This is a genomic window from Synechococcus sp. KORDI-52 (genome assembly GCF_000737595.1).
Taxonomy (GTDB): Bacteria; Cyanobacteriota; Cyanobacteriia; order PCC-6307; family Cyanobiaceae; genus Parasynechococcus.
In genome coordinates this window covers 872,088-897,503 of sequence record NZ_CP006271.1, presented here as the reverse complement: position 1 = coordinate 897,503, position 25,416 = coordinate 872,088, and the positions used below count along the sequence as shown (strand labels likewise).

Annotated in this window: 29 protein-coding genes; 20 read left to right on the top strand and 9 right to left on the bottom strand. The window is 62.7% G+C overall.

Annotated features, from left to right (window positions below):
- Nucleotides 1-3 precede the first annotated feature (3 nt).
- Nucleotides 4-1,122: an efflux RND transporter periplasmic adaptor subunit gene (locus KR52_RS04460; protein WP_038556836.1), complete on the bottom strand. Its 1,119-nt coding sequence runs from the start codon at nucleotides 1,120-1,122 to the stop codon at nucleotides 4-6.
- A 156-nt stretch (nucleotides 1,123-1,278) separates the two neighbouring features.
- Between KR52_RS04460 and KR52_RS04455 the strand changes: the two genes are divergently transcribed.
- A complete protein-coding gene (locus KR52_RS04455) occupies nucleotides 1,279-3,444 on the top strand; it encodes an AAA family ATPase (protein ID WP_038552989.1) in 2,166 nt (721 codons plus the stop codon).
- A 47-nt stretch (nucleotides 3,445-3,491) separates the two neighbouring features.
- Here KR52_RS04455 and KR52_RS04450 read toward each other — a convergent pair whose 3' ends face one another.
- Nucleotides 3,492-4,133 carry an alpha/beta hydrolase gene (locus tag KR52_RS04450; protein ID WP_156957584.1) on the bottom strand — a complete coding sequence of 214 codons (642 nt, stop codon included), beginning with the start codon at nucleotides 4,131-4,133 and terminating at the stop codon, nucleotides 3,492-3,494.
- 183 nt (nucleotides 4,134-4,316) lie between these two features.
- Nucleotides 4,317-4,775 (bottom strand): thymidylate synthase, encoded by a 459-nt coding sequence (locus tag KR52_RS04445; RefSeq protein WP_162175605.1) that lies wholly within the window; start codon nucleotides 4,773-4,775, stop codon nucleotides 4,317-4,319.
- A gap of 131 nt (nucleotides 4,776-4,906) precedes the next feature.
- Here KR52_RS04445 and bcp point away from each other — a divergent pair, with 131 nt between their 5' ends.
- On the top strand, nucleotides 4,907-5,374 hold the full coding sequence (gene bcp / locus KR52_RS04440) for a thioredoxin-dependent thiol peroxidase (RefSeq protein WP_038552980.1): 468 nt from the start codon (nucleotides 4,907-4,909) through the stop codon (nucleotides 5,372-5,374).
- Here the strand turns inward: bcp and KR52_RS04435 are convergent.
- Both KR52_RS04435 and KR52_RS04430 read right to left on the bottom strand, forming a co-directional pair.
- Nucleotides 5,352-6,077 (bottom strand): type III pantothenate kinase, encoded by a 726-nt coding sequence (locus tag KR52_RS04435; protein WP_038552976.1) that lies wholly within the window; start codon nucleotides 6,075-6,077, stop codon nucleotides 5,352-5,354. The two genes, bcp and KR52_RS04435, sit on opposite strands and share 23 nt — an antisense overlap.
- Nucleotides 6,078-6,845, bottom strand: coding sequence for a phosphoadenylyl-sulfate reductase (locus KR52_RS04430; protein WP_038552973.1), 768 nt, complete (start codon nucleotides 6,843-6,845; stop codon nucleotides 6,078-6,080). It abuts the gene before it with no gap.
- 67 nt (nucleotides 6,846-6,912) lie between these two features.
- Here KR52_RS04430 and KR52_RS04425 point away from each other — a divergent pair, with 67 nt between their 5' ends.
- Genes KR52_RS04425 through KR52_RS04400 form a run of 6 tightly spaced genes read left to right on the top strand, consistent with a single transcriptional unit; the run spans nucleotide 6,913 to nucleotide 14,857 of the window.
- On the top strand, nucleotides 6,913-8,058 hold the full coding sequence (locus KR52_RS04425) for an NAD(P)/FAD-dependent oxidoreductase (RefSeq protein ID WP_038556834.1): 1,146 nt from the start codon (nucleotides 6,913-6,915) through the stop codon (nucleotides 8,056-8,058).
- A complete protein-coding gene (gene hflX, locus KR52_RS04420; RefSeq protein ID WP_038552970.1) occupies nucleotides 8,055-9,731 on the top strand; it encodes a GTPase HflX in 1,677 nt (558 codons plus the stop codon). The genes KR52_RS04425 and hflX overlap by 4 nt, the downstream gene beginning before the upstream one ends.
- Nucleotides 9,719-11,536 (top strand): SLC13 family permease, encoded by a 1,818-nt coding sequence (locus KR52_RS04415; RefSeq protein ID WP_038552967.1) that lies wholly within the window; start codon nucleotides 9,719-9,721, stop codon nucleotides 11,534-11,536. The genes hflX and KR52_RS04415 overlap by 13 nt, the downstream gene beginning before the upstream one ends.
- 29 nt (nucleotides 11,537-11,565) lie before the next feature.
- Complete coding sequence (locus KR52_RS04410) at nucleotides 11,566-12,981, top strand: TrkH family potassium uptake protein (RefSeq protein WP_038552965.1); 1,416 nt, start codon at nucleotides 11,566-11,568, stop codon at nucleotides 12,979-12,981.
- 24 nt (nucleotides 12,982-13,005) lie between these two features.
- A complete protein-coding gene (locus KR52_RS04405) occupies nucleotides 13,006-13,713 on the top strand; it encodes a TrkA family potassium uptake protein (protein WP_038552962.1) in 708 nt (235 codons plus the stop codon).
- Between the two features lie 4 nt (nucleotides 13,714-13,717).
- On the top strand, nucleotides 13,718-14,857 hold the full coding sequence (locus KR52_RS04400) for an anhydro-N-acetylmuramic acid kinase (RefSeq protein ID WP_038552958.1): 1,140 nt from the start codon (nucleotides 13,718-13,720) through the stop codon (nucleotides 14,855-14,857).
- Here the strand turns inward: KR52_RS04400 and KR52_RS04395 are convergent.
- Nucleotides 14,854-15,147 carry a hypothetical protein gene (locus KR52_RS04395; RefSeq protein ID WP_038552955.1) on the bottom strand — a complete coding sequence of 98 codons (294 nt, stop codon included), beginning with the start codon at nucleotides 15,145-15,147 and terminating at the stop codon, nucleotides 14,854-14,856. The genes KR52_RS04400 and KR52_RS04395 overlap by 4 nt on opposite strands.
- A 105-nt stretch (nucleotides 15,148-15,252) precedes the next feature.
- Between KR52_RS04395 and KR52_RS04390 the strand changes: the two genes are divergently transcribed.
- The gene (locus KR52_RS04390; RefSeq protein ID WP_038552953.1) at nucleotides 15,253-15,552 is read left to right on the top strand and encodes a hypothetical protein; all 300 of its coding nucleotides are present in this window, start codon (nucleotides 15,253-15,255) and stop codon (nucleotides 15,550-15,552) included.
- A gap of 47 nt (nucleotides 15,553-15,599) precedes the next feature.
- A complete protein-coding gene (locus KR52_RS04385; protein WP_038552951.1) occupies nucleotides 15,600-15,830 on the top strand; it encodes a hypothetical protein in 231 nt (76 codons plus the stop codon).
- Here the strand turns inward: KR52_RS04385 and KR52_RS14725 are convergent.
- Nucleotides 15,808-15,984, bottom strand: coding sequence for a hypothetical protein (locus KR52_RS14725; RefSeq protein WP_173402192.1), 177 nt, complete (start codon nucleotides 15,982-15,984; stop codon nucleotides 15,808-15,810). The genes KR52_RS04385 and KR52_RS14725 overlap by 23 nt on opposite strands.
- Before the next feature lie 70 nt (nucleotides 15,985-16,054).
- Between KR52_RS14725 and KR52_RS04380 the strand changes: the two genes are divergently transcribed.
- Nucleotides 16,055-17,779 (top strand): ATP-binding cassette domain-containing protein, encoded by a 1,725-nt coding sequence (locus tag KR52_RS04380; protein WP_038552949.1) that lies wholly within the window; start codon nucleotides 16,055-16,057, stop codon nucleotides 17,777-17,779.
- Nucleotides 17,780-17,892: 113 nt separating this feature from the next.
- Complete coding sequence (locus tag KR52_RS04375; protein ID WP_156957583.1) at nucleotides 17,893-18,081, top strand: hypothetical protein; 189 nt, start codon at nucleotides 17,893-17,895, stop codon at nucleotides 18,079-18,081.
- A gap of 10 nt (nucleotides 18,082-18,091) precedes the next feature.
- On the opposite strand, the gene KR52_RS04370 is transcribed toward KR52_RS04375, so the two are convergent.
- Nucleotides 18,092-19,225: a trypsin-like peptidase domain-containing protein gene (locus KR52_RS04370; RefSeq protein WP_156957757.1), complete on the bottom strand. Its 1,134-nt coding sequence runs from the start codon at nucleotides 19,223-19,225 to the stop codon at nucleotides 18,092-18,094.
- 142 nt (nucleotides 19,226-19,367) lie between these two features.
- Here KR52_RS04370 and KR52_RS04365 point away from each other — a divergent pair, with 142 nt between their 5' ends.
- The 8 genes from KR52_RS04365 (at nucleotide 19,368) to KR52_RS04335 (ending at nucleotide 25,057) form a co-directional block, all read left to right on the top strand.
- Nucleotides 19,368-19,628 carry a DUF2973 domain-containing protein gene (locus KR52_RS04365; RefSeq protein ID WP_038552943.1) on the top strand — a complete coding sequence of 87 codons (261 nt, stop codon included), beginning with the start codon at nucleotides 19,368-19,370 and terminating at the stop codon, nucleotides 19,626-19,628.
- A gap of 33 nt (nucleotides 19,629-19,661) precedes the next feature.
- Nucleotides 19,662-20,045, top strand: a complete 384-nt coding sequence (locus KR52_RS04360; RefSeq protein ID WP_006851931.1) for a hypothetical protein — start codon at nucleotides 19,662-19,664, stop codon at nucleotides 20,043-20,045.
- 222 nt (nucleotides 20,046-20,267) lie between these two features.
- Nucleotides 20,268-22,772 (top strand): ATP-dependent helicase HrpB, encoded by a 2,505-nt coding sequence (gene hrpB, locus KR52_RS04355; RefSeq protein ID WP_038552938.1) that lies wholly within the window; start codon nucleotides 20,268-20,270, stop codon nucleotides 22,770-22,772.
- Nucleotides 22,773-22,860: 88 nt separating this feature from the next.
- A complete protein-coding gene (locus KR52_RS04350; RefSeq protein ID WP_011365253.1) occupies nucleotides 22,861-23,001 on the top strand; it encodes a chlorophyll a/b-binding protein in 141 nt (46 codons plus the stop codon).
- Between the two features lie 111 nt (nucleotides 23,002-23,112).
- Nucleotides 23,113-23,289, top strand: a complete 177-nt coding sequence (locus tag KR52_RS14720; protein ID WP_173402191.1) for a hypothetical protein — start codon at nucleotides 23,113-23,115, stop codon at nucleotides 23,287-23,289.
- Nucleotides 23,279-24,442, top strand: coding sequence for an exodeoxyribonuclease VII large subunit (xseA, locus tag KR52_RS04345; protein ID WP_038552932.1), 1,164 nt, complete (start codon nucleotides 23,279-23,281; stop codon nucleotides 24,440-24,442). Before KR52_RS14720 ends, xseA begins: the two co-directional genes overlap by 11 nt.
- Complete coding sequence (xseB, locus tag KR52_RS04340; RefSeq protein WP_038552929.1) at nucleotides 24,442-24,711, top strand: exodeoxyribonuclease VII small subunit; 270 nt, start codon at nucleotides 24,442-24,444, stop codon at nucleotides 24,709-24,711. Before xseA ends, xseB begins: the two co-directional genes overlap by 1 nt.
- Nucleotides 24,704-25,057, top strand: a complete 354-nt coding sequence (locus KR52_RS04335; protein WP_038552926.1) for a DUF2834 domain-containing protein — start codon at nucleotides 24,704-24,706, stop codon at nucleotides 25,055-25,057. Before xseB ends, KR52_RS04335 begins: the two co-directional genes overlap by 8 nt.
- Here the strand turns inward: KR52_RS04335 and KR52_RS04330 are convergent.
- On the bottom strand, nucleotides 25,033-25,383 hold the full coding sequence (locus tag KR52_RS04330; protein WP_038552923.1) for a hypothetical protein: 351 nt from the start codon (nucleotides 25,381-25,383) through the stop codon (nucleotides 25,033-25,035). The genes KR52_RS04335 and KR52_RS04330 overlap by 25 nt on opposite strands.
- Nucleotides 25,384-25,416 lie beyond the last annotated feature (33 nt).

The following is a 25,416-nucleotide window of genomic DNA, read 5'->3' as shown; positions in this document are numbered from 1 at the left end:
ACCTCAGTTCGCCTTGGCGGGCTGCACCTGAACCGGCATACCGTGTTTCAGGTTGAGCAAGTTGGTGGTGACCACCATCTGATTGGCTTCCAAGCCTTTGGTGATCGGATACAGCTGGTTTTCCAGCTCCCCCACCGTGACGGGAGTTTGGAGGGCGAACATGGCATCCGCAGGAAGCTTGCCTGCCTTGATGCCCTTCTCCAACTTCTCAACATCAGCCTTGCCGGGATTCTGCTTGAGCTCGTCAAAGGTGCCGAGGCGGAAGACAAAGCTCTGGCCTGAGGTCTGCGTGACGGCGGCAAAGGGAACAGCCAATTCTTCCTGGGCCTTGATCTGAACCCGCGTGCGCAGGCGCTGACCATCCCGCAGTTTTCCATCCTCATTCGGGAAAACAGCCTTCACCAGCAAACCCTGGGTCTGCTTGTTGACCCTGGGATCAATCGAGCCCACTGATCCAGTGGCAATCAGCTCGTAACTGCCCGGTGCACTCAACAGCACGGGCTGTCCAAGGGACAGACGCGAGGAGAACACTGCGGGCACCTCAACACGGGCTTCGAGTTCGTTGTTCTGCACCAGGCTGGTGAACACCTGCCCCTGCTGAATCACATCACCGACCTTGACGGTGACGTCCGCCACCATCCCCGCTGAAGGGGCGATCAAGTTGTTGTAGCTCAACGTGGCTTCTGTGGATTTCACCTTCTCCTGGGCCGCAATGAACTGCGTCCGATAAAAATCCAGCTCCTTCTGAGAGGCCGCTCCGGTTTGGGCGAGATACTGATATCGCTCGTAGTTCACCTTGGCGGTGTCCGCCTTTGCTTTGTCTTCCGCTAGCAGTGCCCGTTGCTGCTCCTGATCGAGAACCACCAGCAGCTGGCCGGCTTCAACTTCATCGCCCTGACGAATCTTCAACTCCAGAATCCGCCCTCCTGATTGGGCGGCGAGCTCGACGAGGTTGCTGGCTTCCAATGTGCTGACGGTGTCGACACCCTCGGTGAAGTCAGCCATTTGGGTGGAAACAGCCTGCACTTTCGGCGGCGGCGGCTGCTTCGTGGCCTCACCCTTGCAGGAACTGACCGTGATCAAGGCGGCGAGAGTGAGCAGGAGTCGCTGCGGATGACGCACGGCAAAAACGCTTTGAACGGGATTATGCAACGGTGCTGACGCCTTGGCCCAAAAGGCTGACATCTGGCCAAACCGGCACGTCAAAAACGTTCGATTCGGACCAACTTCAGCGCAGATTCAGAACGTAATGGACACTGGGTCAACGCCGATCGTCCGTTGGGTCAGGACCTCTTCGCTTTTCACGGTGAACAACAACGGCGACGGCTGGCCCCCCTGGCCGACCGAATGCGTCCACGCACGCTGGAGGAATTCGAGGGTCAAAGCGGGATCCTGGCCGACGGACGGCTCCTGCGCCGCGCCATCAAGGCCGATCGGGTCGGCAACCTGATCCTGCACGGGCCACCGGGGGTCGGCAAGACCACCCTGGCGCGGATCATTGCCAACCACACCCGCGCTCACTTCAGCAGCCTCAACGCGGTGCTTGCGGGCGTCAAAGATCTGCGGATCGAGGTGGATGGAGCACGCCAACGGCTGGAGCGGCATGGCTTGCGAACCATCCTCTTCATCGACGAGGTGCATCGCTTCAACAGTGCCCAACAGGACGCCCTGTTGCCATGGGTGGAAAACGGCACCGTCACCCTGATCGGTGCCACCACGGAAAACCCCTATTTTGAAGTCAACAAAGCCCTGGTCAGCCGCTCAAGACTGTTTCGTCTGCTGCCGCTGGAACCAGCCGATTTGCAACGGCTGCTGCAACGCGCCCTCAGCGATGAAGAACGGGGCTACGGCAACCGGTCGATCGCCATCAACAGCGATGCCGCCGACCACCTCGTGGATGTGGCGGGAGGAGACGCCCGCAGCCTGCTTAATGCCTTGGAACTGGCAGTGGAGAGCTCCGAGCCCGATGGCGATGGCGTCATTCAGATCGATCTGGCCATCGCCGAGGAATCCATCCAGCAGCGGGCTGTGCTCTACGACAAGCACGGCGACGCCCACTACGACACCATCAGCGCCTTCATCAAGTCCCTGCGGGGCTCGGATGCCGATGCGGCGCTGTTCTGGCTGGCGCGGATGGTAGAGGCCGGCGAGAACCCGCGCTTCATTTTCCGGCGGATGCTGATCGCAGCGGGGGAAGACATCGGCCTGGCCGACCCGCAGGCCATCGTTGTGGTGGAAGCCTGTGCCGCGGCCTTCGAACGGGTGGGTCTTCCGGAGGGGCTGTATCCGTTGGCCCAGGCCGCTCTTTACCTGGCAGGCACCGAAAAAAGCAACAGCGTTCTGGGCTTCTTTGATGCTCTCAAAACCGTGCGCGATGCGCAAAAACAGGACGTGCCCGGACATTTGCGGGATGCCAACCGGGATGGAGCCGCCTTTGGCGATGGCGCGGGCTACCGCTACCCCCACGCCTACGCCGAGCACTGGGTGGAGCAGCAATACCTCCCCTCCGCACTGCAGGGGGAAGTGTTCTGGCAGCCCGGTCAACTCGGATGGGAGGGGCAACGACGAGACCGAATGGCGGAACGCCGAGCGGCCCAACTCGCCGCAGCCGCAGAGTTGGCAGCGGACCAGCCTTTGCTACTCAGCAGTGGACCCGACCGTCCCGGTGTGGATCGCTGGGTGCAGCGCCAACTCGGCCAAGAAGGGGAACGGCTGCAACGCCTGCGCGAACGACTCTGGCGCGACACCCCCTGGAACCGCAGGGATCGGGTGCTGCTGTTGGGGATGCGATCGCTGATCTGGGTCCTCGATCCTTTGCAAGCCGCACCGGAGGGGGGCGTGGCTGTGCTCTGCGACGACGAAGCGGACCGCAGCCGGTTAGAAGCACAGATGGATCTGCTCGAACCGGAGCATCGACCTGACCTGCTGACGGGAAACCTCGATGGCCTTCCATCGAGCCAAGTGTTCGACTGGATCGGGGGACGACTCGCCGCGGCCGACCTGCAAGGGCAGAACTGGATGGTGCTGCTGGAGGCAATCAACAGGCACACCCACCCGACAACAGGCTTACGACTGCTGGTGAGCCGCGCCGAGCTGGGTCCGGCCGGTGCTCTCCAGAAAAACGGAGCTGCAGCGGAGCTGTTCAACGAACTTGTCGCCCAGGAACAACACTGGCTTGAGCGGCAGCAGCGACCGGAGAACCTGTTGGCGGATGCGGGCTGGCAGCTCCGTTGTGAGGAGTGGCTGGAACACCTGACCCTTCCTGGTGGCTCGCAACTGGCCGATCGATGGCTCGCCGAGGGGTCGCCCTACCGGCGGGCCATGGGGGAGATCGAGGCTGAAGTGTTGAAAGAATTACGCCGGTCGTTGAACGGCCTTGGCGACGGCGGCCTGCGACTGCCGATGCGCCATCAGCTGATCCAGGGCCGGCGAAAAACGCCATAAAAAACCCCGGCCGAGGCCGGGGTGAGGTCATCAAGCTCAGAGCCTGATCACCAGAGGGGACGAGCTGGAACAGGGGTGACGGCGCGAGGAGCGGGCTCGGGCAGCACGGAGTTGGCCTGGACACAAGCAGGCAGGAAGACATACCAGGACAGCAAGGAGGTGCACTGGGCGTCGCCTTCGCACTTGTCGGGAGCGCAGACGTTCTGGATGCCGTCGTAGGTGCCGCAGGTGTCAGCCAGGCGGAAGTCGACGGGCAGCTCAGCCATGATGCTGGCGGAGGAGATCTCTCCGTCGACGGAGTCGGCGATGATCGCGGAGCGCAGGGCCACCACAGAGGTGGACTTCATCTTCCAGTAGGGGAAGTAGGAACGGGTCTGATCCTTGAGGAACTTGACGCCGTCGTCGGAATACAGGAAGCGGGACACACCGACGATGTCGACGGCATAGGTCTTGGTCATGCCTTCCTGGATTTCCTCGGCAGTCCAACCGGAGTTGTTGATGCCGGCATCCAGAGCACGGTCGGTGACGTCACCGGTGCTCAGGAAGGTTTTGAATTCAGAGGAGGTGGTGGTCCACACGGCACCGCCGGTGTTCCAACGAACGGGACGGGTTGTGCCGGCTTCAGCGGGAGCTGCCAGAGCGGCGAGGGAGGCGCCGGCCAGAAGACCAGCGGCGAGACGAGAAAACACGGACGACAAAAGAGGACGTCAACTAAAAAATAGCCCTCGAAAGAAAAAACAGCCAAAAAAATCGATTTGCCCTAAAAACAGACATCAAGCCTGCGGCTCACTTTCACATCAGGCGTCCCGTGAGACTCAATATTTCAGCTCATTTTGTACCTTTCCAAGTCTCAGGAGGCGGGAAATCGACAATCAGTTCAAATGGATCCTCTGCCATCCATCCGGACAACGGCCAGCATGGGTCAGGTCTCCGCTGTGCTGATCACCGCGGCAGTGCCGCATCCGCAGGCGACCATCCAATCGTTCCACCTCGGCCAGGTAAGCCTCCGTGCCGCGATGAGGCTGAAGCCACAGCCGGGTCCGAAAGTCATCGCGATCCACCGTTGCCCCAAGCTGCGGCTCCACAGACAGTCCAAGGTCCTGCAGGGAACCTGCGAATTCCCCCCAGTAATGACGAGCCATCTGTGCACGAGTGAAGTCCATGAGCAGGGTTTCGGCTTCGCTGCGTTGATGCAGAGTGATTTCTCGTTGCAGCAGCTGGCGGCTGAGATTCGCCTTGGGATGGGGGAGAACTCCGTGATCCAGCAAGAAGCCATGACGTGGAGCGACTAATGCACTGACCCCCATGGCCAACAGTCCAAGAGCTGCCAAGGAACGTCCGATCTGGTTACACCGGGTCCGCGAGACCATGACCCAACAGCTTCAGATTGGTCGCAACGTAGGCACCACAGACAGTCTTGTCCTGGACGCCGTACGCTGCCGCCACCGCCTCAATCCACCCAGTGAGTCTGCAAATCGGCGACGCCGCCCCCGACTTCACCCTTCCCGATCAGAACGGTGATTCCGTCAGTCTCTCGTCGCTTCGCGGGAAGAAAGTTGTGCTGTATTTCTATCCCAAGGACGACACTCCTGGATGCACCAAGGAAGCCTGTAATTTCCGCGATCGCTGGGATCTGCTGAAAGCCAACAACATCAATGTTCTGGGAGTCAGCAAGGACGGAGCCACCTCCCACAGCAAATTCATCAACAAGCATGAGCTCCCTTTCACCCTGCTCACCGACGAGGAGCCCTGTGCCGTGGCCAGCCTCTATGGGAGCTATGGGCTGAAGAAGTTCATGGGGCGCGAATACATGGGAATGATGCGTCACACCTTCTTGATTGATGAGGAGGGAAAACTTGAGCGGATATATCTCAAGGTGAAAGCGGCCACCATGGCCGACACACTGATCAGCGATCTCGGCCTGAGCTGAGCCCAGCACCCAGGCTCAGCAGCGCCTGCAACTGAAGTTCAACCTCTGGCTGCAACAGCTCCGTTGCACCGGCCCAATGTTTCTTCAACAGGGCAGCATCACCACCGCAGATCCACAGCAAGCCCTGGGCGTGCTGCTGAGCCGCTGCAATGGAGGCCAACATCGCCTCCAGCACACCGCGCTGCATGGCAGCCACGGTCTGTTGTGGAAAGACCTCTTGCAGAGCGTCGTTAGTGAGCTCCTTAGGGGTTGATGGCAAGCCAAGGGTTCCCGCGGCCATGGCCCGAAGCTGGAGCCGATAGCCCGGGATCAGCTGGCCGCCGCCAAAACAACCATCTGCCGTGACCCGGGTGAGGCTCAACACGGTGCCGGCATCCACCAGAAGCAACCCCCTGGAACAGTCGAGCTGTCGCTCCTGACTGCAGCGCCAGGCCATCCAGGCCCCGAGAGCCCGATCCACCCCCAACCACGGTGGCGCCTGCCGCAAGGGCACATCCCCCAGGGAAATGCGGAGATCCTGGTGAGCCATGAGCTGCTTGGGCACAGGCCCCACCGCCGCCCAGATCGGAGGGTCGGCACCGATGCGACCAGGGTCTGGAGATCCGTGGTCAACATGAACAGCGTGGCCATCGCACTGAGCCCAATGCCAACGGCTGTTGCCAATCAGCAGAGCGCGAGCACCACCCCGTTCAAGCCCCGTCACTCAGATGCCTTCACCCATCAGGCCTTCATTGGCCTCCTGGGGCAGATGAATTCCACACTCCTGCTTCAACCCGCCGAAACGGGTGTCGCGGCCACTCAGATCTCCCACGTCCGGGCCGCTGGAATGCCAATCGCCAACGGTGGAATAGCCCTGCTCGAACAACGGATGCTGGGGGAGGTTGTTCGATTGCATGTAGTAGTAAACGTCGCGCTGCGTCCACTCGAGCAAAGGCCTGAGGGACCAACGCTGCCGAATGGGATCCAACGCGGTCATGGAGCGGCGGTGATCGGTCTGCCCGCGCCTCACGCCGCTGGCCCAGCAGCGCGTCTCGAGGTCGTTGAGCGCTCGCTCCAGGGGTTCAACCTTGCGGATCCGGTGGTAGGTCTCCAGATCGTCCACGCGACCGGACTCCCAAAGCCGCCCATGCAGGGCTTCCATCCGAGCCGGGGACATCTCGCTCTGGCTCACCACCAGACGAATCCCGAGCTGCTGGGTGAGTTGAGCGGCATAGGTGTAGGTCTCTGGAGGTAAATAACCGGTATCGATCCAGATCACCGGCACAGCATCACCCCCCGGGAGGGTGCTCAACATGTGCAGCAGCACAGCCGATTGGATCCCAAAACTCGTGGTGAGAGCAAAATTCTCACCGAACTGCTCCAACCCCCAGGCCAGACGCTGCTGCGGCTCCATCGACTCCAGCAGCTTGCGCCCTTCGAGCAACTCGTTTTGCACCGCCATGGGCACCATGGCTTCGGGAGCCTCCGTCATCACGCCATCTTCCCCTGTCGTGGGACCGGGTGTGGTTCCTATCGTCTGGAAACCGGCAGTTCTCTTCATGCGTTCACCCTCGTCCCCTTCGGATGCCGTGGTGATCGTTGGCGGTGGATTCGGAGGACTGTTCACAGCACTGGCTCTTCAGCGACGACAGCCCAACTGCCCCATCGTTCTGATCGAACCGCGGGATCGCTTTCTGTTTCAACCGCTGCTGTACGAACTGCTCAGCGATGAACTTCAAGGCTGGGAGGTTGCTCCCCGCTATGACCAACTGCTGAACAACGGCATCTGCTGGATCCAAGACAGCGTTGTTCGGATCGATCAAACCAGCCAAAGCATCGAATTGGCCTCCGGAGACCGATTGAGCTGGGCTCAACTGGTGCTCGCGACGGGCTCGAAAGCCAATGATTTCGGCATTCCAGGCGTCAAGGAACACAGCTCCGGCTTCCGCGACCTCAGCGATGTGAGGCGCCTCAAGCAATGGCTGAACAACCTGCACCAGCAAGGGGGTGGAGAGGCCGGACTGATCATTGTCGGCGCGGGACCCACCGGCGTGGAGCTGGCCTGCAAGTTGGCGGATCTGATCGACGGTGCTGCCAGCGTTCAACTGGTGGAGACGGGCGATGAAATCCTTCCCGGAAGCACGGCGTTCAATCGGGAAAGGGCCCAAGCGGCGCTGGAACGCAAAGGGGTGGTGCTCCAACTCAACACCAGCGTGAGCGAAGTGAAATCCAGCACTGCTGTTCTTGCCGATGGTGCTGTTCTGCGTCACGCAGGCTTGGTCTGGACCGCAGGAAGCAGCCCCTCCATCCCCGCCATCTCACCCACACCTGTGCTGGAGCGGGGGCGTCTGGCCGTTGACGATGACCTGCGCCTTGTGGGGAACGCCAACACGTTCGCCCTCGGGGATCTCTCAGCCCGGCCCGGCAGCCCATGGCCCGCCAGCGCCCAGGTGGCGATGCAACAGGGCGATGCCACTGCCGCAGCCATCACGAAGCTGCGGGTGAAGGAAGAGCCTCAACCCTTTCAGTTCGAGGACCGAGGCGAAATGCTCAGCCTCGGTGTCGGGGACGCCACCCTCACGGGCATGGGACTCACCCTGGCTGGCCCCTTGGCCTTTCAACTTCGACGGGCCACGTATCTCACACGCCTGCCAGGGCTCTCCCTGGGTCTGCGCTCGGCAGGCGCCTGGTTGCTGAACCGTTGAAACAATCCCACCTCGGCGGGCGTTGCCGTGGTCTGCGCCCCAGCCAGCAACGTCAGCTGGATCGGTTAAGCCATCGCCGTCATCCCGAAGACTGCGGCGCCGATCTGCTGAGCCTCGAACGCTTGGCCGATCTGGTGCTGGATCTGGAGATGCCACTGCATCTGGTGCTCGACGGCCGTGGGCTTTGCCGCCTGCTCTGGCTGGGGCCACTCAGCGGCCGCGATTCGCTGCTGCAGCATCTGCCGGCAACCCCGCGGCGGAGCAGCGGGGGCTGGCGACTGATCAGCTGCCCTTTCGCTCGCAAAGGGCTGCCCCACGATCCCCGAGACGCTGTGGTTGCCCTCGACATCGCGCCTCTTCACTGGCTGCGCTTTGCACCGTGCCCGGCTGCCGATGGAGCCCGCCCAGCCGAGCTGTTGATCCCTGACCCGGCGCAAACCGATGGCTGGAGGACGTTTGAACAGGGCGACCTGAGGGATCTTTGCGTCCTCACACCAGACGAACCCCAACCCGAAAGCATCAGCGCCGCGGCCGGAAACGAGCGGGTACTTCTGCTCACGCTGACCAGCGGAGATGAACAGCGCGACCAGCGGGATCTGGCCGAGCTGGAAGGCCTGGTGCGAAGTGCCGGCGCCGAGCCGGTGGCCCGGACCAGCCAGCGACGGGGCCAAACCAATCCTCAGACGCTCTGGGGCTCCGGAAAACTGCAGGAAGCCGCTCTCGAGATCCGCCGTTTCCAGGCCTCCCTGGTGATCACCGACCGGGAGCTCACCCCGGTGCAGGCCCGCAATCTGGAGCGGCTGCTCAGCTGCCCGGTCTCCGACCGCAGTGAGCTGATCCTCGACATCTTTGCCCAGCGGGCCGGCAGTGCGGCAGGGCGGCTTCAGGTGGAACTTGCTCAGCTGCGCTACCGACTGCCGCGCCTACTGGGACGCGGAAGCAGCCTCTCGCGGCAAGGCGGCGGCATCGGCACGCGTGGCCCGGGCGAAACACAACTGGAGAAAGACCGTCGGGCCATCAGCCGACGCATCGAACGGCTGCTGCGGGATCAGCGCCAACTTCAATCCCACCGCAGCCGATTGCGCGATCAGCGGCGTGGTCTACCGCGGGTGGCCCTGGTCGGTTACACGAACGCGGGCAAATCGAGCCTGCTCAACGCCTTGTGTGGGAAACGGGCCAGCGACCGCGTGCTGGCGGAGAACAAGCTGTTCGCCACCCTGGATCCCACCACCCGCAAACTCGACCTGCCCTGCCCCGGAGCGCGCCCCCAACGGCTGCTGCTCACCGACACGGTGGGCTTCATCCGCGATCTCCCCGCCCCATTGGTGGAAGCCTTTCGCGCAACGCTGGAGGAGGCACTGGACGCCGATGTGCTGCTGCTGGTGGTGGATCTTGCCGACCCCGACTGGCAGGGCCATCTGGACACCGTGCATCGCCTGCTCGATGACCTTGGCAGCACCGCCCTGCGCCGGGTGATCGCTAATCAGATCGACCGCTGCGAGGCGAGCGCGATCGAGGCGATTCATCAGAGGGAAGCCGATGCCCTCTTCCTCTCCGCCATGCGCGGGGACGGACTGCAGGGCCTGCAGCAGTGGCTGCGCGAGCAATTTTTTGATCCCGGGGCAGAATCGCCGCAATTCACAACCGGCGACTCGCCGCCATGGCCGAGCTGAGCAGCGCTCTTCAGACCCCTCAAGCGTTGATCACCCTGGCCGTTTTGGGGCTGGCGGTGGTGCTGTTCATCACCGGCGTGATTGCACCTGAGCTCACCGGATTGCTGAGCCTGGGTCTGTTAATCGCCACGGGGGTGCTCCAGCCCCAGGAGGCCCTGGCGGGGTTCGGCAGTCCTGCCCTGATCACCCTGCTGGGCCTGTTTCCTGTCTCCGCTGCACTGTTCAAAAGCGGCGCCCTTGATCGACTGCGGGCCCTGATCGCCTCGGAGCGGATCCGTTCCCCGCGTCGTCTGATCGCCCTGATGGCCTTCGTGATCGCCCCGGTGTCGGGGGTTGTGCCCAACACGCCCGTGGTGGCGTCGCTGCTGCCCGTGGTGGAGGGCTGGTGCCAACGGCGTGGCATCTCTCCATCCCGGGTGCTGTTGCCGTTGTCGTTTTCAACGGTTCTGGGGGGCACCCTGACGCTGCTCGGCAGCTCCGTGAACCTGCTGGTGAGCGACATCAGCGAGCAACTGGGCTACGGCTCCCTCGATCTGTTCAGCTTCACCCTGGTCAGCCTGCCGGTCTGGCTCGCCGGGGCCCTCTACCTGGTGATGGCTCCCAGGGTGCTGCTGCCGGACCGTGGTGCCAGTTCGGATGACCTGGGCAACGCCACCACGACCAGCAGCTACTGCACGGAAGTGCGCATCCCTCCCGACTCAGAGCTGGTGGGCCGCTCACTGCTGAACAGTCGACTGCAACGTCGTTTCGACGTTGACGTGCTGGAACTGCAACGCGGTGGAGAGCGACTGCTGCCACCCCTGGCGGACCGTCGTCTTGAAGCCGGCGACCATCTGCTGCTGCGGGTCACCCGCCCGGATCTGCTGCGTCTCCAGCAGGACCACACGATTCAGCTCACAACCCAGGGCCAAAACGCCGGGTTCAGCCTGAACAGCGAAGAGGCCAGCGGTCAGAAGACCGTGGAAGTGTTGTTGCCGGCTGGCTCCACCCTGGCCGGCGCCAGCCTGCGGGAATTGCGGTTCCGGCAACGTCACAACGCCACAGTGCTCGCCCTGCGCCGCGGCCAGGAAACCGTCCAGGAACGCCTCGGCCAGGTGATCCTGCGGGAAGGCGATGTGCTGCTGCTGCAGGCTCCGACTGACTCCATCCGCGGTCTGCAGGCCAGCAATGACCTCCTGGTTCTGGATCGCCTGGAGGACGACCTGCCCACCGTGCGGCGCAAGCCCGTGGCCGTCAGCATCGCCCTGGCGATGCTGCTTCTGCCGAGCCTGACCCCCATCCCTCTGGTGGCAGCTGTGCTGTTGGCCATGGTGAGCGTGGTGGCCACAGGCTGTCTTCGTCTCGGCGAACTGCAGCGGTCCATCCGGCTGGACGTGATCCTGCTGCTGGGGTCCCTGACCAGTTTCAGTGTTGCCATGCAGAGCACAGGCCTGGCCGATGCCCTCGCCCTTATGCTCCAGCGGGGGCTGGCGGGCTGGCCGAGCTATGCCGCCTTGATGGTGGTCTTTATCGGCACCACGCTGTTCACCCAGGTGATGAGCAATGCCGCCTCGGTGGCTCTGTTGGCCCCTGTAGCGGTGCAACTGGCTCCCGCACTGCAGCTTTCTCCCACCGCCTTGCTGATCACGGTGCTGTTCGGCGCCAGTCAGTCGTTTCTCACCCCAGTTGGGTATCAAACCAATCTGATGGTGTTCGGCCCGGGCCGTTATCGCTTTCTGGATGTCACCCGCTACGGGCTTGGCCTGACGTTGATCATGACCATCCTTGTGCCGGCCTTGATCCTCTGGCATTACGGCGGATCCTGAACAACACTGGTCAGATCCCGCACACGCCTGTGCCAATCGGAAGGGCCATCGAACGCAGCCAGGGCTGGCATCGTCGGCTCACAGTTCCCCAGTTCACGGTGGTGACTGGTTTGCTAGTGGTGCTGATCGGCACGCTGCTGCTGACCACTCCGCTGTGCTCCTCGAGCAGCGTTGGGATTTGGGAAGCGCTGTTCACCGCCACGTCCGCCATCACCGTGACGGGGCTGTCGATCATCGATATCGGCACCGACCTCACCACCTTGGGCCAGGTGGTGCTGGCCCTGATGATTCTGGCGGGGGGCCTTGGCCTGATGGCGATCACCACGTTTCTACAGGGATTTGTGGTGCAGGGAACAGCCCTGCGGCGCCGCCTGGACCGGGGCCAGACCCTCGATGAATTCGGCGTGGGAGGCGTGGGGCGCACCTTTCGCGGCATTGCCCTGACAGCGACCCTGGTGATCCTGGTGGGTGCCGTCATCCTGTACCAATTCGGCTTCGATGACATTCCCAACCCCGGCGAACGCCTTTGGGCCGCTTTGTTCCACAGCATCTCGGCGTACAACAACGCGGGGTTCGGGCTGTGGAGTGACAGCCTCGAGGGCTACCGCAGCAACGGTGTTGTGAATGCCGTGGTGATGCTGCTGATCGTGACCGGCGGCCTGGGATGGCGGGTGACCAGCGATCTGAGCACGCAGCTGCTCAGACGACGGCGCGGACGTCGTCGCCTGAGCCTGCACTCCCGGCTGGTGCTCCGCACCACCGTGCTGCTGATCGGCGTCGGGGGGGTGGGACTGGCCCTTACCGAATGGTTGAACCAGGGCGCCATCTTCGCAGGCATGCCCTGGTCTGAACGTTGGCTGACGGCCCTGTTCGAATCCGTCACGGCGCGAACGGCGGGCTTCAGCACTGTTCCGCTGTCGCTGGAGACCGTCACCGAATCCAGCCTGCTGTTGCTGATGGTGCTGATGTTCATCGGGGCCAGCCCCGGCGGCACCGGAGGTGGGATCAAGACCACCACCGTGGCTGCCTTGATGGCGGCCACCCGCACGACCCTGCGGGGACGGGAGGTGGTGGTGATCCGCAACAGAACCATCAGCGACAAGGTGGTGCTCCGGGCCGTCGGAATCACGATGGGCTCCTTGCTGTTCGTAATGGCCATGGCGATGCTGATCAGCATCGCCAGCAATTTGAACGGGAAGGATTCCTTCACCTTCATGGAAATGCTGTTCACCTGCATCTCCGCCTTTGCCACAGTGGGTTTGGACCTCGGAGTCACTGTTGAACTTCCCCGTTTCGGCCAAGCTGTGCTGATGGTGGGGATGTTTGTGGGACGGCTGGGAATCCTGCTGCTGCTGAGTGCGATCTGGGAAGCGATGACCCAGGAACAAATCCACCTGAATCGCCAGAATCGAATCGGTTATCCCGACGAGGATCTGTATGTCTGAAGGCGATCAGCCGAGGATCGAACCATGAAGGAATGGTGGCAGTGGAGCCCAGCCCAGCAGGGCAGCGATCGACTGGGCTTCGCGATCATCGGCGTGGGCCGTTTCGGCATTGCCGTTTGCCGGGAACTGCTCCAGAACGGAGCAGATGTTCTGGCTGTGGACCGCTCGAAGCGAGCGGTGGAGGAACTGCGTCAAGTGGAGCCCAGCGTGGAGGCCCGCGTCGTGGACTGCACCGACGAAGAGGCTCTGCGCGAGGCCGGCGTGCTCGAGATGGGCACCGTCGTGGTAGCGATCAGTGAACCGATTGAGGCCAGCATCACCGCGACCTTGATCGCCAAAGACAGTGAGGGGAGCCGCGTACGCCAGGTGATCGCACGGGCGACGAGCGACCTCCACGAAAAAATGCTGATGCGGGTGGGAGCCGACCGGGTGATCTTTCCCTCGCGGATGCAGGGTGAGCGCCTGGGCCTTGAACTGGTGCGCCCCAACCTGATGGAGCGGCTGGCCCTGGATGAACAGCACTGCATCGAGGAGATCAAGGTTCCTGAACCGTTTGTGGGGCGGTCGCTCCGGGATCTGAATCTGCGCAAGAACTTCAGGGTCAATGTGCTGGCGGCAGGCCCTCAAAGCAGCCTGATGGTGAACCCACCGGCATCCCACGTGCTGGAGGAGGGGCACCTGCTGGTGGTGATGGGACTGGTGGACGACCTGCAACGGTTGCCGAAGACCTGAGCTGATGCACTGCCTCGGGCTCATGAGCGGAACGAGTGCAGACGGTGTCGATGCCGTGCTGGCGCACTTCGACGGGGCCGCCCAGCGGCCGCAGTGGTCCTTGCTTCGCCATCACCATCACCCCTATCCGCCCGAACTGCAGCAGCAGGTGGTGGCTGCCGGCCAGGGCGCACCCATGCCGGCAGCCCTCTGGCTGGAGCTGGCGGAAGCGATCACGGAGGAGCAAGCAGAAGCAGCATGGGCCTGTGACCCTGATGGGAAAGCTGAGTTGATCGGCTGCCATGGGCAGACCATCTGGCACCGCCCCCCGGCCCAGGGGGCACGGGGGGCCAGCTGGCAGATGCTGCAGGCCCCACTGCTGGCCCATCGGCTGCAGAGGCCGGTGGTTCATGACTTCCGCGCTGCTGATCTGGCGCTTGGTGGGCAGGGAGCACCGCTCGTGCCTCGGGCCGATGCGGCGCTGCTGGGAAGCACACAGGGCTGGCGGGCACTGTTGAACCTGGGCGGCATTGCCAACCTCACCCTGATCCCACCCTGCAGTGGAAGCGACCGCCATGCCACGGTCTTGGGATGGGACTGCGGACCGGCCAACAGCCTGATCGACCTGGGCATGCGCCACTTCACCAATGGAGCCCAACTCTTCGACAAGGGTGGAGCGATGGCAGCGCAGGGCCGTGCGGATGAGGGCTGGATCCAGCGCTGGCTCCAGGAGGAGTACTTCCAGTTGGCACCCCCAAAGTCCACCGGACGGGAGTGTTTCGGACAGGACAACCTCAACCGGCGCCTGCATCAGCTCGGTGGAGCCTCAGCGGCCGATGCCATCGCGACCCTGACGGCCTTTTCCGCGGCTGTGGTTGCCCAGGATCTGATGCAGCTGCGCCAGAGATGCGGAATCGCACCGATCGAACTGATCATCGCTGGAGGTGGCAGCCAGAACCCGGTGTTGATCGATGAGCTACGCCGGCGCTGCCGAGGTGTACACCTGGACGAGAGCAGCAGCCTGGGGGTACCGAGTGAGGCCCGAGAAGCCCTGGTCTTCGCCTTGCTGGCCTGGTGGCACAAGAGGGAGCATCCCGGCAATGCGCCCTCCGTCACCGGGGCTTGCCGTGAAAGCGTGCTTGGCGTGCGGGTGAATCCGGCCTAACCGGGCCTGTGCAAGCGCAAGCGCCGGGGGGCACCGCGCAGACGGCGTGGCTGCTGTGATTCCAAGGCAGAGCGCAGGCGCTCCTCGCGAGTCGAGGCCGGAGTGGACGCCTCCAACTCCTGCTCATGGCGTTGCACGCCTTGCTGGATCAGCACCCGCGCCATGTTGCTCACCGTGCGGGATTCCAGCTCCGCCATCGCCGTGAGACGTGCGCAGAGATCCTCAGGCAACACCACCTGAATTCTCGGGGACTTGGGCTTCCCGCTGGATGAGGTCTGACGGGTGGGCACGACCGGATCCCCTGGGAGAGGCTCTGCTACTAAAAAGTGTACAGAGATGGTCAAGGGTAGTATCCATGACTATGGTGGGGGCATTGGTCCTCCTCGGAGTACCCCATGACACAAGCCACACCCCGCTCCCGTCGCAGCCCAGCCGGATCCCGCGCTCGGTCCCGACGCCCCCGCCGCAGCGCTGAAAACAGCGACGTGCTGGTGTCAGCCGTGATCAGCACTTATCTGCTGACCCACCTGCACCACGTGTTGCAACGGGCCGAATACGGCGCCTCCCAGGAAGGGCGAAGCACCCAGGCCGCCAACTACGCCCAACTGCGCAAGGTGCTCTGCATGGATGCCCGCAGCATGAAGGACGCCTCGGCTCTGGGGCAACACGATGACGGCATCGAACAAGCCGCCTGACAAGACCTTCAGCCCTGAATAGCGTTTAAGCAGTAGCCCTGATCGCGATGGCTTCCAACGCCGCATCGCTGTACGCCCGAATCAGCAGCAATCCGGAGCAGACCCAGGCGCTGTTCCGTCAGGCGCTGCAGGATCCCAACGGCGCCATGGCCAGCATCTGCAGCCTGGGCGAACAACTTGGGCTACCCGTCACAACCCAGGAGGTGCGCGAGCATCTGGCCAGCCTCGACGATGACGACAGCAAGCGCTGGCTGGTCAAGGCGAGAGGCGGCCTTTGAACTCGGAAGCGTCGGACGTCAGGAACGCCTGGGGCGCAGCCCGCTCACGGCGTTCATAGCCGCCACCTCCGGCCCAACTGAAGAAGAGCAGGTAACTCACAATCGCCAAACCTGCGGCCACCACGAGAGCGGCCAGCTGCTCCAGTTTCAGCATGGTGACCAGCCTTCGGGAACCCTCACCAGTGTGCCGACAGGGATGATGGGAGGCATCACGCCTTCCGCCGGTGCTGCGACTCGAAAACGTCAGCAAGATTTACCCCACGGGAGAAGTGCTCCGGGCCGTGACCTGGGAGGTAAAACCGGGAGACAGAATCGGCCTGGTGGGGGTGAACGGCGCTGGCAAGTCCACCCAGATGCGTCTGATCGCCGGACACGAAGAGCCCACCAGCGGCCAGGTGGTCCGGCAAGGGGAGCCCCGTATCGCCTACCTCCAGCAGGAATTCGACGTGGACCTGGAGCGCACGGTGCGCCAGGAGCTGTTTCAAGCCTTCGGCGAAGCGGCCGAGGTGATGAATGAGCAGAAGCAGGTGGAAGAAGCGATGGGCTCCGAACGGGCTGCGGAGGATCCCGATCATCTGGACGAGCTGATCCAAAGACTGGGACAGCTGCAAAGCCGTTTCGAAGCGCTGCATGGCTACGAACTCGATGCCCGGATCGACAAGCTCCTGCCCACGATCGGCTTCACCCCGGAGAGCGCTGAGCTGCAGGTGAAGGACTATTCCGGGGGCTGGCAGATGCGAATCGCCCTGGGAAAAATCCTGTTGCAGGAACCGGATCTGCTGCTGCTGGACGAACCCACCAACCATCTCGACGTCGAGACCATCCAGTGGCTAGAGAACTACCTGCTGGAGCAGAGCGCAGCCCTTGTGGTGATCAGCCACGACCGCACCTTCCTGGACCGGGTCTGCAATCAGATCGTCTCCACCGAACGGGGGGTGTCCCGCAGCTACCTCGGCAACTACACCGCCCACCTGGAGCAGAAACAACTGGAGCAGGAGGCCACACAGGCGGCCTTCGAACGGCAGCAGAAGGAGATCGCCACCCAACAGGCGTACATCGATCGCTTCCGCGCCAGTGCCACCCGCAGCACCCAGGCCAAAAGCCGCGAGAAGCAACTGGACAAGGTGGAACGGGTGGAAGCACCGATTGAATCCGTGGCCGGACCGAGTTTTCAGTTTCCACCTGCCCCGCGATCCGGAGCGCAGGTCGCCCTGATCGACAACGTCACCCACAGCTATGGGGACAAAATCCTGTTCCTGGGGGCTGATCTGGAAGTCGAGCGAGGCGACCGCATCGCCTTTGTCGGCCCCAATGGTGCAGGCAAGTCCACCCTGCTGCGTCTGGTGATGGGGGTTGAAACCCCCGATGAAGGCAGTGCTCGGCTTGGGGAGCACAACGTGATTGCGGGATATTTCGAACAGAACCAGGCCGAAGCCCTGGACCTGTCCAAAACCGTGATCGACACGATGTACGAAGCGGTTCCCGACTGGACCCAGACCCAGGTTCGTTCACTGCTGGGCAGTTTCTGCTTCAGCAACGACACGGTGTTCAAGGAGGTCGGGAAGCTGAGCGGAGGCGAGAAGGCTCGCCTAGCCCTAGCCCTGATGCTGCTCACTCCCTGCAATCTGCTGGTTTTGGATGAGCCCACCAATCATCTCGACATCCCGGCCAAGCAAATGCTCGAGGACGCCTTGATGGTCTACGAAGGAGCAGCGCTGCTGGTCTCCCACGACCGCTATTTCATCTCCCGCGTCGCCAACCGGATCGTTGAACTGCGGGACGGCGAACTGGTGATGTATCGGGGTGATTACAACTACTACCTCGAGAAAAAGGAGGAGGAAAGGGCAGCCACCAAGGAGAAAGAACGGGCTGCAGAACGGGAGGCCAAGCGGAAGGCGAACAAGGAGAAGCAGAAGGCACGGGACGCCCGCCGTAAAAAGGCGGCCTGACTGGCATCAGAGCGCAGCACCGAAAACTTCACACAGCCTTAGGCAGGAAGACTTATTTCTCTTTACCTGCTGTTTTCGTCTGCATAGGCTGACAAAACTGACCCGCAGCCCCGATGAGCATGGTTTCCGGCCCAGGCAACAGCGAACCCCTTGTCGGTTCATCAGCCCAAGGCCCGGCACCCCATGAGCACATCTCGGACGCCGTAGAAACCTATTTCCAGTGCATCACCACTTGTTCGCTCGACGATGGCGACTGCATCACCCAGTGCGTTGAACAACTGAGGGACGCCGAAGACGCCTGACGCCAAGCCTTCAACCGGGGGCCAACTCCGAGAGATCGACCGGCTTGACGTCAAGCGTGACAAGCGCCAGACCACGCTTCACCTCCAGCGCAACCGTGGCACCCACGCCGCGCCGTTCGATGGCGCTGACCACAGCTGCGGGATCGGCTACAGGCTGACCATCAAAACTGGTGATCACGTCATCAACCTTGAGTCCGGCACGGTCGGCCGGCCCCCCGGGTTGGACCGAACGAATCACTGCTCCTGGCGGCACCGGGGATGTGGGGGTGGGTCTTGGCACCGGAGACAGACGGATACCAATCACCGGATGACGAGCCTTGCCCCGGGTCACCAGCTGCTCTGCAATGGTGCGGGCGCGATTGATGGGGATAGCAAAACCAAGACCCGCTCCAGGCCCTGATCGCACCAGGGTGTTGATCCCGATCACCTCCCCATCGGCATTCAGCAGTGGACCACCCGAATTACCGGGATTGATCGCCGCATCGGTCTGAATCAGATCGAGACGCTTGCCTGAAATTCCAAGCTGGGCAACGTTGCGGTTGAGGTTGCTGATGATTCCCAGGGTCACCGTGCTCTCCAAGCCGAACGGATTGCCAACGGCAATCGCCCAATCGCCCACACTGAGCCGATCGGAATCTCCGAGAGCCGCGACCGGCCATGGACCAGATCCCTCCAGACGCACCACCGCCAGGTCGGTGAGTTCGTCCTTGCCCACCACCCGAGCAGACACACGTCTGCCATCAGAGAGGCCCACGGTGAGTTGATCAGCACCCTCCACCACGTGGGCATTGGTCAGGAGAAGGCCCTTGGCATCGAAGATGACCCCACTCCCTTGACCGCGTTGGATCCTGGAGCGCGCTCCACTGGAGCGTGGAATGCCGAAAAAATGGCGAAACAACGGATCCTGCATCAGGGCAGGGGGGACACCTGCAGCAGTGGACTGGTTCACAGTCCGAGACGTCTCCAGGGTGACCACAGCCGGCCCGCTTTGCTTGACAGCGTCAGCCACGAACGAGTCGCGATGGATCGCCGGACGTGCCACCGCTTCTTGAGGACGCACAACCAGGGGAATCGACGACACTCCGGCCACCAGGAATCCCCCCGCCAGGGCGGAGGCGACGAGCGAACGGGACTGGGACAAGATCACAGCTGCAGAGCGATCGAATGCCTCGACGCTACGTAGGTCCAGATCGCCAGAAAGCCCCGGTCCATGTCAAAGCTGTGACCGCATGCAACCGGGATCCCGATAGCGTGAGAATGCAGAGGTTCAGTCGGATAGGAGGGTCATGATCGGTTCGCTGTTTCCCCTCATCTACGGAGCGTTGTTCGTGGCCTTGCTGTGGCAGGCCTTCCGGGTGATGGGCAAGGGTTTTCGAGCTGCCAGCGGTCCGATCGGCGACAGCCCCAGTGATCGCACCGGCCAGGTCACCGTCCACCCGGAGCTGCTGGACAGCGATGGGCGCATTACTGAAGAAGCCCTGCTGACGGTGCGCTTTGGCAGTGACGATGACGAGGCCTCGACAGCCACCGGACCCGACACTGAATAAATTGGGCGCTTGGAGTCGACAGGGGTCGCCTGAGTGGATCAGAGAACACGCATCGTTGCTGCGGTCATTAAGGGCCTCAAACTGCCTCCCCGGTTTCGGCTTCGGCTGATGAAAGAAGATCCAGTTCGCCTGGAACTGAGTCTGACCCCGGCCTACGGCAAAGACCCCATCACCGTGGGGCTTGTGGAATCACTCGACCTGGTGGCCCGTCGCGACCGGGAAGGTCGCATCCCCCGTGACCTTCAGGGCACCTGGGACTGGACCGTCCGCCACGGCCAGGTGAGCACTGGAGGCTGGAACCCGTATCTCAAAGAAGCGCTCCAGACCATGTTCGAGACTGGCCTGCCGGCGATCGTGTTTGAAGAGCTCACCGGGGAGGAGTACCACCCCGTGGATGGAACCCGCCACGTGCGCTGATCCAGCGCATGGGTTGTGTGAAGGCGTGCGAATGAATGCAGCAGCGTGACAGGCAAGGGGGCTAGACCGGAGTCACTCCGGCCTTTAAGAAACCCTTCATGGCCTCCCTTGCTGTTTCCATCGGTCCCCTGGTGCGGCTGCTGGCTGCCGTCGGCGCCATCAGCAGCCTGCTTCTGCTGGGCCTGATGAATCTCGTGCCGTGAATCGAGCGGCCTCACCGCTTTGAGTCAGTTTCCGATTGACGCCCTGCTGGCACGGATCTGTTCCGAAGTTCGGCCGGGGCAAACGGTTCTGCTGCAGGCACCCCCAGGGGCAGGCAAGACCACACGCGTTCCCCTGGCGCTGATCGGAGCTGTCAACGAAGGAACAAGCGTCTTTGGGCATGAAAAGAACATCTGGATGATCGAGCCGCGACGGCTCGCCACCAAAGCCGCAGCCGCCCGCCTCGCCGCGAGCCTGGGAGAAGAGGTTGGCGCACGCATTGGTTACGCGGTGCGCGGGGAACAGAAGCGATCCAGCCGCACCCAGGTGGAGGTGATCACAGACGGGCTCTTTCTGCGGCGCTTGCAACGCGACCCCTCGCTGGATGGGGTGGGGTGCGTGATCTTCGATGAATTTCATGAGCGGGGGCGTGATGCGGATCTGTCCCTCGCCCTGCTGCGGGAAGCACGCCCGCTGCTGAATCCAGACCTGGCCGTGATCTTGATGTCAGCCACGCTGGATCTTTCCGATCTGAAGGAACGACTGCCCGAAGCGACGGTGCTGGAAAGCCCAGGACGCTGTTACCCGGTGGACACCCACCACCAACCACCACGGCCGGACGAACCCCTGCCGAAGCAAGTGTTACGCGCCATCGAAGAGCACGCCCTCGACCAACCACGAGGCAGCGGTGTTCTGGTCTTCCTCCCGGGACTGGCGGAGATTGAACGCTGCAGGCAGACCCTGACGGCCGCCCCATCACTGCAGAACTGGAAGATTCAGGCGCTGCATGGTCAACTGCCCTTGCAGCAGCAGAGTTCAGCTCTGCACCGCTGCGACCCAAACCAGGACGGCAGCATCATCCTGGCCAGCGCCATTGCCGAGAGCTCCTTGACGATCGACGGGGTGCGTCTGGTGATTGACAGCGGCCTCAGCCGTCAACTGCGCTACGACCCCAACACCCGCATGGAGGGCCTGGAAACCACCGCCTCCAGCCTGGCCAGTGCGGAGCAGCGCCGGGGCCGGGCAGGCCGGCAATGCCCGGGCCGCTGCATCCGCCTCTGGTCTCCCGCGGAGCAACAGCGACGGCCACCCTTTCACCCCCCTGACCTGCTGCTGGCCGATCCCCAGCCCGTTCTGATGGAACTGGCCCAGTGGGGAGCGGGACTGGGCGACGACCTGCCCTGGCTGGATCCCCCTCCAGCAGCGGCCATGAAGGAAGGACAGCACGGGCTGCAGCAGCTCGGGCTACTGAAAGAGGACGGCCGCATCAGTGAACGGGGTCGCCTGATCAGCAGCCTTGGCGTTCACCCCCGTCTCGGCATGCTGCTGCTGGAAGCCCATGAACAGGGCGCCCCCCAGCTGGGATGTGATCTGGCGGCCATCCTCAGCGAACGGGATCCCTTCGATCGCCGCCAGATCGGCAGCGATCTCGAGGCCCGGCTCAACAGCATCCAGCGCCATCCATCCCTGCGAACGCTCAGTCAGCAACTCCGCCGCCAACTGAAGCAACTGGGCACCTCACCCAAGGAGCGAAAGGCTGCCGTCAATGCTGGCGATCTGATCCTGGCGGCCTTTCCGGAATGGTTGGCGCAACAGCGCCCGCAGCAAACCGGTCGCTATCAGCTGCGTCAGGGCCGCGGAGCAACCCTGCTGCCCTGGGATCCGCTCCAAGGCAGTCCTGCCCTGGCCGTCGCCAGGGTGGACATGGGCGGCCGGGACACGCGGATCCAGATGGCCGTGGCCCTGAGCCAAAGCACCCTAGAGAGCATCGCTGAGCGCGACGGCCACTGGCAGGACGAGGCCAGCTGGGATCCCGAACGCCAGCGGGTCCGTGCCGAACGCCTGCTCCAACTAGGGGCGTTGGTGGTGCGCCGCACGCCACAGGCTTCGCCATCCGCAGCGCTGTGCCGCACCCTGTTGATCGAGCAGCTGGAGAGGCATGGCAACCTTGATGTGCTGCCCTGGACGGACAGCAGCACTCAGCTGCGCCAACGGCTGGCATGGATGCACCAACAGGTGGGCCCCCCTTGGCCTGATCGCGATCTGACAACGCTGCTGAAGCAGGCCGACATCTGGCTTGGTCCGAGCCTGGAGGGCTGCCTGGGCTGGAGCGACATCAGCGCGACAGTCTTAGAAGAAGCACTCTGGGGCGATCTGGACTGGAGCCTCAGGCAACAGCTGGATGGTCTGCTGCCGCGCCGCATCCCGATCCCCTCCGGCCGGCAAGCGGCACTTCTCTACACCGCTGACGAGGTGATCCTTGCCGTGAAATTGCAGGAGATGTTCGGATCTGACAATGGCCCCCACGTGTTGCATGGCCGCATCCCCGTCACGCTGGAACTGCTCTCACCAGCCGGACGTCCCCTGCAACGCACCCGCGACCTCAAAGGTTTCTGGCAAGGCAGCTACCAGGAGGTACGCCGGGAGATGCGGGGGCGTTACCCCAAGCACCCCTGGCCCGACGATCCCCGGCAAGCGCTGCCGACGGCCCGAACCAAACGTCGGTCGAGCGGCCAGCAACCCTGACCAGGAAAAGCCCGGCACGTAGCCGTTAACACACTCAACAAAACTCCAACCTTTGTTACATTTGTCCCAACCCAACTGGTTCCCATCCATGTCTGACAACGCACGCTTCGGCTTCGTCAACTTCGCTGAAACCTGGAACGGTCGTCTGGCCATGCTGGGCATCGTGATCGGCCTCGGCACCGAGCTCCTGACCGGCCAAGGCATCCTGTCCCAGATCGGCCTCGGCTGATTCCGCTTCGCGGATTCACAGAACCCCCTGGCTCGCCGGGGGGTTTTTTGTTGCCTCTCCACCAGCCACCGCTGATGCATCACAGTGGGGAGGATTCCACCGAGGCAATCGTTGGCACCGCTTTACGTTCAGAACAGACGTGATGGATCAAGGCTGCTCAGCAGCGCCTTGGTGATCTGCACGATTGGTGCCACCCAGATCCACCAGCACTGGGGCATTCTGCTGACCAGCATCTCGGCCATTGTCTGCATCTACTGGGGTTACGCCTACAGCCGCCTTGAGCGTTGATCGTCTTCCGACCTATTCCGTTGCTGAGCTGAACACAGCCATCGGAAGCCTGCTCGAACGCGGTTTTGCGCCGCGTTTTTTACTGGAAGCCACTGTCTCCCGACCTCAACTCAAAAAGGGCCACCTCTGGCTCACCCTCACGGACGGCTCCGCCAGCATTTCCGGTGTGGTGTGGGCTTCGAAACTGGCCCAATTGAGCTATCAACCCAAGGACGGTGACGGCGTCACGGTGGTGGGCAAGCTCAATTTCTGGGCAGCGCGGGCCAGCCTCACGGTTCAGGCGCTGGACATCCGCCCCAGCCTCAGCACGGTGCTCCGCGACTTTGAACGGGTGCGGCAAGTGTTGGAACAGGAGGGGGTGATCAACCCCAGCCGTATAAGGCCGCTTCCAAGCCAACCTGCCTCCATCGCGGTGCTCACCAGCGTGCCGAGCTCCGCCCTGGCCGACATGCTCCGTACCGCGGCAGAACGCTGGCCCCTGACGCAACTGATTGTGGTGCCGATTCCGGTGCAGGGTTCCGTGGCACCGGCGATCATCAGCACCCTGGAAGCCTTGGCCGAGCGCACAGACGAGTTGGGACTGGAAGCTTTGGTGCTTGCCCGCGGCGGTGGCAGCCGGGAAGACCTCGCGGTGTTCGACAACGAGGTGCTTTGCCGCCTCCTGGCGAACTACCCCATACCTGTGGTGACAGGCCTGGGGCATGAGGACGATCTCACCGTCGCCGATCTGGTGGCAGACCATCGCGCAGCCACACCCACGGCAGCGATCGTGGCGCTGCTGCCTGACCGCGAGGCGGAACGCCAGGGACTGGCGCAACGACAAAACCGATTGAAAGACGCGCTGCTGGGGAGAATCCTTCGGGAGCGTCAGCGCCTGCAGGATCGGGCCGTTGGCCTTCAGCAACAGTCTCCACTGGAGAAGATCAAACGCCATCGGCAGGCACTAGCCCAGAAGCACCAATTGCTCAAGGCGCTTTCACCGGAACGCTGGCTGAAACGCGGCTTGGCCCTGGTCAGCACCAACGCCGGCGATCCCATTTCAGACCTGGAATCCGTCAAGATCGGTGATCAGCTCAACATTCGAATGAGCGACGGAAGCCTTGAGGCCCGGGTCGATCAGATCCAGCGCAGTGCACCCAACACCAACTCCTGATGAGCAAGCGCCAAGTCAACAAAGAACAGCGTGATCGCATCGAGGCGTGGCGCAAGGATGCCGAAGGCCTGAGCTACGAAGAAGCCATGCAGGCTCTGGATCTGCTGCTTGCTGAGCTGCAGAACGACAGTGTTCCTTTGGCGGACTTGCAGCAAAAAGTGCTCCACGGCGAGGTGTATCTGTGCCGCTGCCAGACCCTGCTCGACAGCGTGGAACAGTCGATTGTCGAGCTCGATCCCACAACCCTGAAAGCCACAAACGATGCGTAAAGCCCTGCCTTGGATTTATCTACTGCTGGCCCTGTTGGGAGCGATCCTGCCCTGGAAGGCCAACCTGGAATTCATCGCTGAGAGCGGTGGACAGGCTTTCGATCTGGCGCGGTTCATCTCCGATGCCAGCAGTACAGCGGCATCGCGCTCGTTGAGCGCTGATCTGCTGGTGGGTGCAAGTGCCGTCACTCTCTGGATCTGCGTGGAAGGGCCACGCCAGAAGATCAAAGGCTGGTGGCTGGCCATACCCCTGAGTTTCGGCGTGGCGTTTGCCTGTGCTGCTCCGTTTTTCTTGTTCTTGCGGGAACGGCAACTGCAGGCTCAGGAGTCGGAATCCACGTCCTGAGCGATCACATCAATCGTGCAGTCGCTGGCCGGAGTCGACGCGACGGACGATGCTCCTGGGCCGTCTACACCTGCGGCGAAGGGCGTTCCGCAGACTCCACAGACCGGTGAACCTTTGAAGCCGGTGGCGCCGCAAGCTGAACAAATGATCAGCCTGGATTGCAAGAGTTTCCAACCAATCCAACCCAGACCGGAGAGAATCAAGGGGAGGGCTAGCAAGGTAAGCAACAGACCGCCTGCCAGGTCCAGCAACAAGCGTCCAGCAGCTGTTGGCACAAGGAGCAGCAAGACGACTGCAATCCACAACACTGCTGGTGGTCGATTCATTGACATCAACGGAAAGCGTCCGTCAATTCAGCT